Genomic DNA, 7,876 nt, shown 5'->3' with positions numbered 1-7,876 from the left:
ATGCTCGGCGTGGCCTTCGTCTCCGGCACCCTGGTCTTCACCTCGACCATCTCCGACGCCTTCCAGAAGAGCTCCGAGAAGGGCTTCACGAACGTCGACGTCGCCGTCCAGCCCCACCGGGGCAGCGGCGACGAGAACGCCCCGGGCGCCACGCCCAGGCTCTCGCAGAGCCTGCTCGACCGGGCCGCCAAGGTCCCCGGCGCCGCCTCCGCCACCGGCACCGTCAGCGGCTTCGCGGCGATAGCCGACAAGAAGGGCAAGCTGATAGGCGAGGGCTTCTCCTCGTCCGGCGCCAACTACTACGCGGGCCAGGGCGGCAAGGACGCCCGCTACCCGCTGAAGTCCGGCCGCGCGCCCCAGGGCCCCGGTGAGATCGCGCTCGACGCGAAGACCGCCGACCGGGCCGGCTACAAGGTCGGCGACACCGTCCGGATCTCCGTCGACGGCCCCGTGCTCCAGCAGAAGCTGGCCGGCGTCTTCACCACCGACGACGGCAACGTCTCCGCCGGCGGCAGCCTCGCCCTGTTCGACACCGCCACCGCGCAGAAGCTCTACGGCAAGCCCGGCGGCTTCGACGAGATCCACCTGAAGGCCGCCGCGGGCACCTCGCAGACCGCCCTGAAGGCCGCCGTCGAGAAGGTCCTCCCCAAGGACGCCGAGGCCACCACCGGCAAGCAGCTCGCGGACGAGCAGAGCCGGATGATCTCCCAGTCCATGGACGGCATGCGGACCAGCCTGCTGGTCTTCGCGGGCATCGCCCTTTTCGTCGGCATCTTCATCATCGCCAACACCTTCACCATGCTGGTCGCCCAGCGCACCAAGGAACTGGCCCTGCTGCGCGCCGTCGGCGCGAGCCGCCGCCAGGTCACCCGCTCGGTGCTCATCGAGGCGTTCGTCGTGGGCACGGTCGCCGGTGTGACCGGTCTGGTCGCCGGCATCGGCATCGGCGCGGGCCTGCGGACGCTGATCGGCCGCACGGGCGCCACCATCCCGGACGGCCCGCTGGTCATCTCCCCCAGCACGATCCTGGTCTCGATGGTCGTCGGCATCGTCGTCACCATGCTCGCCGCCTGGCTGCCCGGCCGCCGCGCCGCGAAGATCCCCCCGGTCGCCGCGATGAACAGCGTCCACGCCGTGGCCACCACCAAGTCCCTGGTCGTCCGCAACTCCATCGGCGGCGTCATCACCGCCGTCGGCGCCGCGATCGTCCTGACCGCCACCAGCTCGACCATGATGGGCCTGGGCGCGGGCCTGGTCCTCATCGGCGTCTTCGTGCTGACGCCGCTGCTGTCCCGCCCGGTGATCGCCGCCGCGGCGCCGCTGCTGCGCCCCTTCGGGATGACCGGCAAGCTCGCCCGGCAGAACGCGGTCCGCAACCCGCGCCGCACCGCCGCCACCGCCTCCGCGCTGATGATCGGCCTGACCCTGATCACCGGTCTGACCGTCATCGCCGGCAGCATGCAGCAGGCCATCGACAAGATGGCCACGGGCTCCCTCAAGGCCGACTACGTCGTCTCCATGGCCAGCATGACCCCGCTGTCCACCGATGTGGAGAAGAAGCTCGCCGGCCACCCGGACGTCGTCGCCTCCAGCCCGCTGCGCTCCTCCCCGGCCCGGATCAACGGCGAGCACCAGAGCCTCACGGGCGTCAACGGCAAGGACATGGACAAGCTGACGAACCTGGACTTCACGTCGGGCTCGTTCGCCGCCCTCTCCGGTGACAAGGTCCTCGTGGACGACGCCACGGCCCGCACCAAGCACTGGAAGCTCGGCTCCTCCTTCGACGTCACCTTCGAGGACGGCAAGAAGGGCAAGCTGACGGTCGGCGGCGTCTACAAGGGCAACGACCTGATGCGCGGCGTCTGGATCGACGCCCCCACCCTGGCCCCCCACCAGAGCCAGGTCGACGACCGCCAGGTGATGGTCAAGGTCAAGGGCGGCGCCGACGAGAAGGTCAAGGACTCCCTCGCCAAGGCCCTCGGCGACAACCCCGCCATCCAGATCCAGACCAAGCAGGACATCTCCGACGGCATCTCCAAGGCCATCGGCCTGCTGCTGAACATGCTCTACGGCCTGCTGGCCATGGCCGTGGTGGTCGCCGTCCTCGGCGTCATCAACACCCTGGCGATGTCCGTCTTCGAGCGTCAGCAGGAGATCGGCATGCTCCGCGCCATCGGCCTGGACCGCAAGGGCATCAAGCGGATGGTGCGGCTGGAATCCCTGATCATCTCGCTCTTCGGCGGTGTGATGGGCATCGGCCTGGGCGTCTTCTTCGGCTGGGCCGCGGGCGACCTCATCAAGAAGGCCGTGAACACCTACGAGCTGGTGCTCCCCTGGGACCGGATGGGCCTGTTCCTGCTGCTGGCCGCGGTGGTCGGCGTGCTGGCCGCGCTGTGGCCCGCCCGCCGGGCGGCCAAGCTCAACATGCTGGCGGCCATCAAGGCCGAGTAGCCCCACCGGAACGCGAAGGGGTCGGGCCCCGCGGCTGATGCCGCGGGGCCCGACCCGTTTTCCAGGACCGTCAGTCGCGTTCTAGGACCGCCAGTCGCGGGTGCGCAGCGGCAGCACCGGCTCCCCCGACTCGGGCGTGCGGATCGCCAGCACCTGGTTGACGCCGATGCGGTTGCGCTCGAAGGACAGCGCGGAGGCCGCCATGTAGAGCCGCCAGACGCGGGCGCGGCCCGGGGAGGTCAGCCGCACGGCCTCGTCCCAGTGGGCCTCCAGGTTGGCCACCCAGCGGCGCAGGGTGAGCGCGTAGTGCTCGCGCAGCGCCTCGACGTCCCGGACCTCGAAGCCGGCCTCCTCCAGCTGGGCCACGGTCCGGCCGACGGGCGCGAGCTCGCCGTCGGGGAAGACGTAGCGGTCGATGAACTCGTCGACGCGGTAGTCGTCCTCGTCCTTCAGCGGGCGGCGGGCGATCTGGTGGTTGAGCAGCCGGCCGCCGGGCCGCAGCAGGGCGTACAGGCCGGCGGCGTACTCGGCGTAGCGCGCGGAGCCGACGTGCTCGGCCATGCCGATGGAGGAGACGGCGTCGAAGGGGCCGTCGGAGACCTCGCGGTAGTCCTGGACGCGGACCTCTATCCGGTCCGCCAGGCCGGCCTCGGCGGCCCGTTTGCGGGCGTAGGCGGCCTGCTCCTCGGAGAGGGTGACGGCGACGACGTCCGCGCCGTACTCGCGGGCGGCGTGGAGGGCCATCGAGCCCCAGCCGCAGCCGACGTCCAGCAGCCGCGTTCGGGGTTTGAGCCCCAGCTTGCGGCAAACAAGGTCGAGCTTGGCGCGCTGGGCCTCTTCGAGGGTCGAGGTGGGGCTCTCCCAGTACGCGCACGAATACACCATGGAGGGGCCCAGGACGTGCTCGTAGAAGGTGTTGCCGACGTCGTAGTGGTGGCTGATGGCCTGCTTGTCGCGGCGCAGGGTGTGGAGGGGGCCGCCGGCCCTGCGGGCCTCCTCGGCGGGCGGGGCGGGCTGTGTCCAGGGCCCGGTGAGCTTCAGCAGCTCGCGGCCCACGGCGCGGATCTCCGGGTCGCGCAGGGCCTTGAGGACGGCCGTGGGGCCGGTGGGACGGGCGGCGTCCTCACCGCGCTCCCAGAAGAACCCGGCGAGCAGCCCGAGGGCCTCGTAGAGATCGCCCTCGACGTCGAGGTCCCCGGCGACCCAGGCGCGGGCCAGGCCGAGCTCACCGGGCTGCCACAGCAGCCGGCGCAGGGCGCGCCGGCGCCGGACGATCAGTACGGGGGTGCCGGGCGGGCCCGACTCGCTGCGGTCCCAGGCCCGTACCCGGACCGGGAGCGGGGCGCCCAGGGCGCGCTCCGCGAGCGCGGTGAGCCGTCGAGCGGCCTCGGCCATGTCGCACACCTCCATGATGAAGGGTCAGCAGATCGTTTTCGCCTGACACCTGAAACACCGGCAGGTCGTGCTCTAGTCCTTCCCCGCGCGAGGGATTCGCCCTCTTCCGGGTACGCCGAAGGGCGTCCACCCCACGGATTGGCGGACGCCCTTCGACTGCTGTTCAGTTATTGACCGGGGGTCAGGAGGCCTTGGCCTTCTCGGTCTTGGCGGGAGCCTGCGGGGCCGGCTTGGCGGCCTCGTAGAACTCCTCGCGCGGGTTCTCCATGGCGCGCAGGGAGACGACCTCGCGCTTGAGGAACATGCCCAGGGTCCAGTCCGCGAAGATGCGGATCTTACGGTTCCAGGTCGGCATGGCCATGCCGTGGTAGCCACGGTGCATGTACCAGGCGAGACGGCCCTTGAGCTTGATCTTGGTCTTGCCCATGACGATCATCGCGACGCCCTTGTGGAGGCCGAGACCGGCCACCGCGCCCTTGTTGGCGTGCGAGTACGTCTTCTGCGGGAAGCCGCGCATGCCGGACAGGACGTTGTCGCCGAGGACCTTGGCCTGGCGCAGCGCGTGCTGGGCGTTGGGCGGGCACCAGGCGTTCTCGTTGCCGGCCTTGCGGCCGACGACGTCCGGGACCTGGGCGTTGTCGCCGGCGGCCCAGATGTAGTCGGTGCCCTGGACCTGGAGGGTCTCGGAGGTGTCGACGTGGCCGCGCGGGCCCAGCGGCAGGCCGAAGCGGGCCAGGGCCGGGTTGGGCTTGACGCCCGCGGTCCACACGATCGTGTTGGAGTCGACCTCGAGGCCGTTCTTCAGCACGACGTGGCCGTCGACGCAGGAGTCCATGGAGGTCGAGAGGTAGATCTCGACGCCGCGGCTCTCCAGGTGCTTCTTGCCGTACTCGCCGAGCTTGGGACCGACCTCGGGGAGGATCTTGTCGGCGGCGTCGACGAGGATGAAGCGCATGTCCTCGCGCTTCACGTTGGGGTAGTACTTGGCGGCGTCGCGCGCCATGTCCTCGACCTCGCCGATCGTCTCGGCGCCGGCGAAGCCGCCACCGATGAAGACGAAGGTCAGCGCCTTGCGGCGGATCTCCTCGTCCTTCGTCGAGTCGGCCTTGTCGAGCTGCTCGAGGACGTGGTTGCGCAGGCCGATGGACTCCTCGATGCCCTTCATGCCGATGCCGTTCTCGGCGAGGCCGGGGATCGGGAAGGTGCGCGAGACAGCGCCGAGCGCGATCACCAGGTAGTCGAAGGGCAGCTCGTACGCCTCGCCGACGAGCGGCGCGATCGTGGCCACCTTGCGGTCCTGGTCGATCGTGGTGACACGGCCGGTGAGAACCTCCGCCTTGGGCAGGACGCGGCGCAGCGGCACCACGACGTGGCGCGGCGAAATGCTGCCGGCGGCTGCTTCAGGAAGGAAGGGCTGGTACGTCATGTACGAGCGCGGGTCGACGACCGTGACGGTCGCCTCGCCATACCGCATCTTCTTGAGAATGCGGCGCGCCGCGTACAGGCCGACGTACCCACCGCCTACTACGAGGATCCGTGGACGCTCCGTGGTGCTCATGATTCGAGTATCCAGCACTCTCCCACGGGGTGCTCGTGAGCCCCTTCACAAGGCACGAAAGGGGGTCTGCTACACTCCGCCGCCCCCGTGATGGACGCCATACCCCCGCAAGGGAACCGCAACAACCCGGCGGGCGTTGAGCACCCCCGCTGAACTGGCCTTGGGGCGCTCAGGACGACTGAACCACTGCCCGGCCGCCCCCCACATAAGGCTCTCTTTAACACGGCCGAAACCGGATGGTTTCCCACCGCCAACCCCCCGGAGGGCCCGAAAGAGGGGCCGAAGGCCCCCTTCCGAGGCTCCGCGGCCGTTTTTTCATGTGAAGGATTTCACGAACATTTCCCGAGGGGCTGTCCAGGGGGCGTCCGGTACGTCCGTTAAGGGCCGGTAGCGTCAGCACCGGCCATGCCCCAACGGGCATGACAGCACCCGAGGAACCGGGAGGGAGCGGCACCGTGCGAGAGACCTGGGACACCGTCGAGCGGCTCGTCGAATGGCTCGACGCCGAGAGCGCCACCATGCCACCGGACATGGTCCGGCTGCTGCGCGTGCTGAAGATCAGCGAGGAAGCCGGCGAGGTCGCCGAGGCGATCCACGGCGTCACCGGCTCGAACCCGCGCAAGGGCGACAGCCACACATGGGACGACGTGCAGTCGGAACTGTGCGACGTGATCCTCACGAGCATGGTCGCGCTCCGGACGATCACCCCGGAAGCGGCGAAGGTGTTCGCGAAACGCCTCGCGCACGTCGCCGAACGCTCCCTCGACCGCTAACGAAGGCCACCGGCGCCACCGGCCGCCCCCCTCGGACCTACCCGAGCCTGCCGACGCGAACCGCCTCGACGAAGCCGCGGATCTGCCGGTGGCCGAACAGGAGCGCGGGCCCTGTGGGGCGCTTGCTGTCCCGCACCGCGATCACTTCCTCTCCCCCGCCCACGATGCCGATCTCCACACAGTCGGACACCGCCCCGGACGCTCTCGCCTTCCACCACCGCGCGGGAAGTATCGAGGCGTCGTCAACGTGGGTCATGCCGTCTTCCTTATCTCTGCGATGCGCTCGGCGGATGCCTCCGGCGCAAGCGCCGCAGCGCTCAGTCGTTCGAAGGCGCTCTGATACACCGCTACCTCTTGGCCGTCCTCGACGTAAAGGCCGGACGTCAGACTCTCGATGTGCACGACGTCAAGGTCGCTGTGATCGGCGAACCCCAGCAGGGAAAACGACCCCATCTGCCCCACATGCGGTGGGACACCGGCAGGCAGTACCTGAATGGTGATGTTCGGGCGGCGGCTCACCGTGAGGAGACGAGTGAGCTGGTCGCGCATCACGTCGTCTTCGCGGCACTTCGTGTGGAGCGCGCTCTCGCCGATGACGACGCGCAGGTCGAGCGGGCGCTCGCGTGAGGTGAGGATCGACTGACGAGCGAGGCGCACCTCGACGAGCGCGTCGACCTTGTCCTCGACGGCCGCCGACGTGGCAGTACTGCTGATGATCTCGCGGGCGTACTCGGCGGTCTGGAGCAGGCCCGGAATCGCGCCCATCTGCCACGACCGCACCGAGGCCGCCTCGGCCTCCAAGGAGATCAAGTCTTCGTACACCGGGGACAGCACACCCCGGTACGAGTGCCACCAGCCGCGGGCAGAGCCTTCGTTGGCGAGGGCGAGCAGCGCCGCGCAAAGCTCATCGTCGTCAACTCCGTAGAGAGCGAGCAACATCTTGACGTCGACGGGTTTCGCCGGCGTGCGCGCCGTCTCGAGGCGACTCAGTTTCGCGACGGTGATCCTGCCGCCGGCCCTCGCGGCGACCTCTTCGAGCGTCAGTCCCAGACCGTCGCGGAGTGCTCGCGGTTTCGTCCCCAGCCTGCGGCGACGCACGGTCGGTGGCTCAACTTGCCCTCCATCATCGCGTTCTGTCGGCCAGTCTGCCGCCTGTTCGTCGGCCAGCCCAGAGGGGATTTTGCATGGCGATCAGGCACTCGCAGGCACTCCCGCAGGCTCCCGAGAACCGCAAGCCCGACGATCCTGGCCACATCGGACACCACTTGGTCGGCAGGGTGGTGCACGACGCCGACACAGGACGCCTCGGCAAGGTCATGGACAAGGTCGGGCCGCGCTATCAACTGCGCCGACTCGATGGCGGGCGTGAATGGGAGGCGAAGGGCGACTCCCTCGAAGTCGTCGCCCCACTGCGGTGCAAATACATCGCCAGACTCAAGGACGAGCGCAGGAAAGCGCTGGAAGCCGGCCACTCCGACGCCGCCCACCTGCTCACCGTGGCCATGTGTCGCCACCTCCGGGTGATGCACCCATGAGCCGGCTTCGGCGCCTCCTTCGCCAGATCTGGCATATCGCGCGGCCGACACCACCGCCTTCGGAGATTCCCGAGGCGCCGCTGCCACCGCCCGCGCCACCGGCGAGACGCCTCACGTGGGCCGAGGCGGTCGGGCCGTTCTTCTCCCCGCCTGCCATGCCGGAC

Annotated in this window: 7 protein-coding genes; 3 read left to right on the top strand and 4 right to left on the bottom strand. The window is 69.6% G+C overall.

Annotation, left to right across the window (positions count from 1 at the left end; all coding sequences use genetic code 11):
* Window positions 1-2,451, top strand: a 2,451-nt coding sequence (locus ACX9I7_RS30065) for an ABC transporter permease (RefSeq protein WP_459389112.1), incomplete at its 5' end; no start/stop codon positions are given.
* A gap of 81 nt (window positions 2,452-2,532) precedes the next feature.
* Here ACX9I7_RS30065 and ACX9I7_RS30060 read toward each other — a convergent pair.
* Window positions 2,533-3,846: a class I SAM-dependent methyltransferase gene (locus tag ACX9I7_RS30060; protein WP_387568574.1), complete on the bottom strand. Its 1,314-nt coding sequence runs from the start codon at window positions 3,844-3,846 to the stop codon at window positions 2,533-2,535.
* 181 nt (window positions 3,847-4,027) lie between these two features.
* Window positions 4,028-5,404, bottom strand: coding sequence for an NAD(P)/FAD-dependent oxidoreductase (locus tag ACX9I7_RS30055; protein WP_459389111.1), 1,377 nt, complete (start codon window positions 5,402-5,404; stop codon window positions 4,028-4,030).
* A 455-nt stretch (window positions 5,405-5,859) separates the two neighbouring features.
* Between ACX9I7_RS30055 and ACX9I7_RS30050 the strand changes: the two genes are divergently transcribed.
* Window positions 5,860-6,177 carry a MazG-like family protein gene (locus tag ACX9I7_RS30050; protein WP_459389110.1) on the top strand — a complete coding sequence of 106 codons (318 nt, stop codon included), beginning with the start codon at window positions 5,860-5,862 and terminating at the stop codon, window positions 6,175-6,177.
* Between the two features lie 37 nt (window positions 6,178-6,214).
* Here the strand turns inward: ACX9I7_RS30050 and ACX9I7_RS30045 are convergent, their stop codons facing one another.
* Window positions 6,215-6,433, bottom strand: coding sequence for a DUF397 domain-containing protein (locus ACX9I7_RS30045; protein WP_189454400.1), 219 nt, complete (start codon window positions 6,431-6,433; stop codon window positions 6,215-6,217).
* Window positions 6,430-7,275 (bottom strand): helix-turn-helix domain-containing protein, encoded by an 846-nt coding sequence (locus ACX9I7_RS30040; RefSeq protein WP_459389109.1) that lies wholly within the window; start codon window positions 7,273-7,275, stop codon window positions 6,430-6,432. The genes ACX9I7_RS30045 and ACX9I7_RS30040 overlap by 4 nt, the downstream gene beginning before the upstream one ends.
* An 86-nt stretch (window positions 7,276-7,361) precedes the next feature.
* Here ACX9I7_RS30040 and ACX9I7_RS30035 point away from each other — a divergent pair, with 86 nt between their 5' ends.
* The gene (locus ACX9I7_RS30035; protein WP_459389108.1) at window positions 7,362-7,712 is read left to right on the top strand and encodes a hypothetical protein; all 351 of its coding nucleotides are present in this window, start codon (window positions 7,362-7,364) and stop codon (window positions 7,710-7,712) included.
* The last annotated feature ends 164 nt before the right edge of the window (window positions 7,713-7,876 follow it).

This window comes from Streptomyces sp. L500 (genome assembly GCF_054551825.1).
Note: the sequence above shows the minus strand (reverse complement) of the source record. Positions and strands in the feature narration are given on the sequence as shown.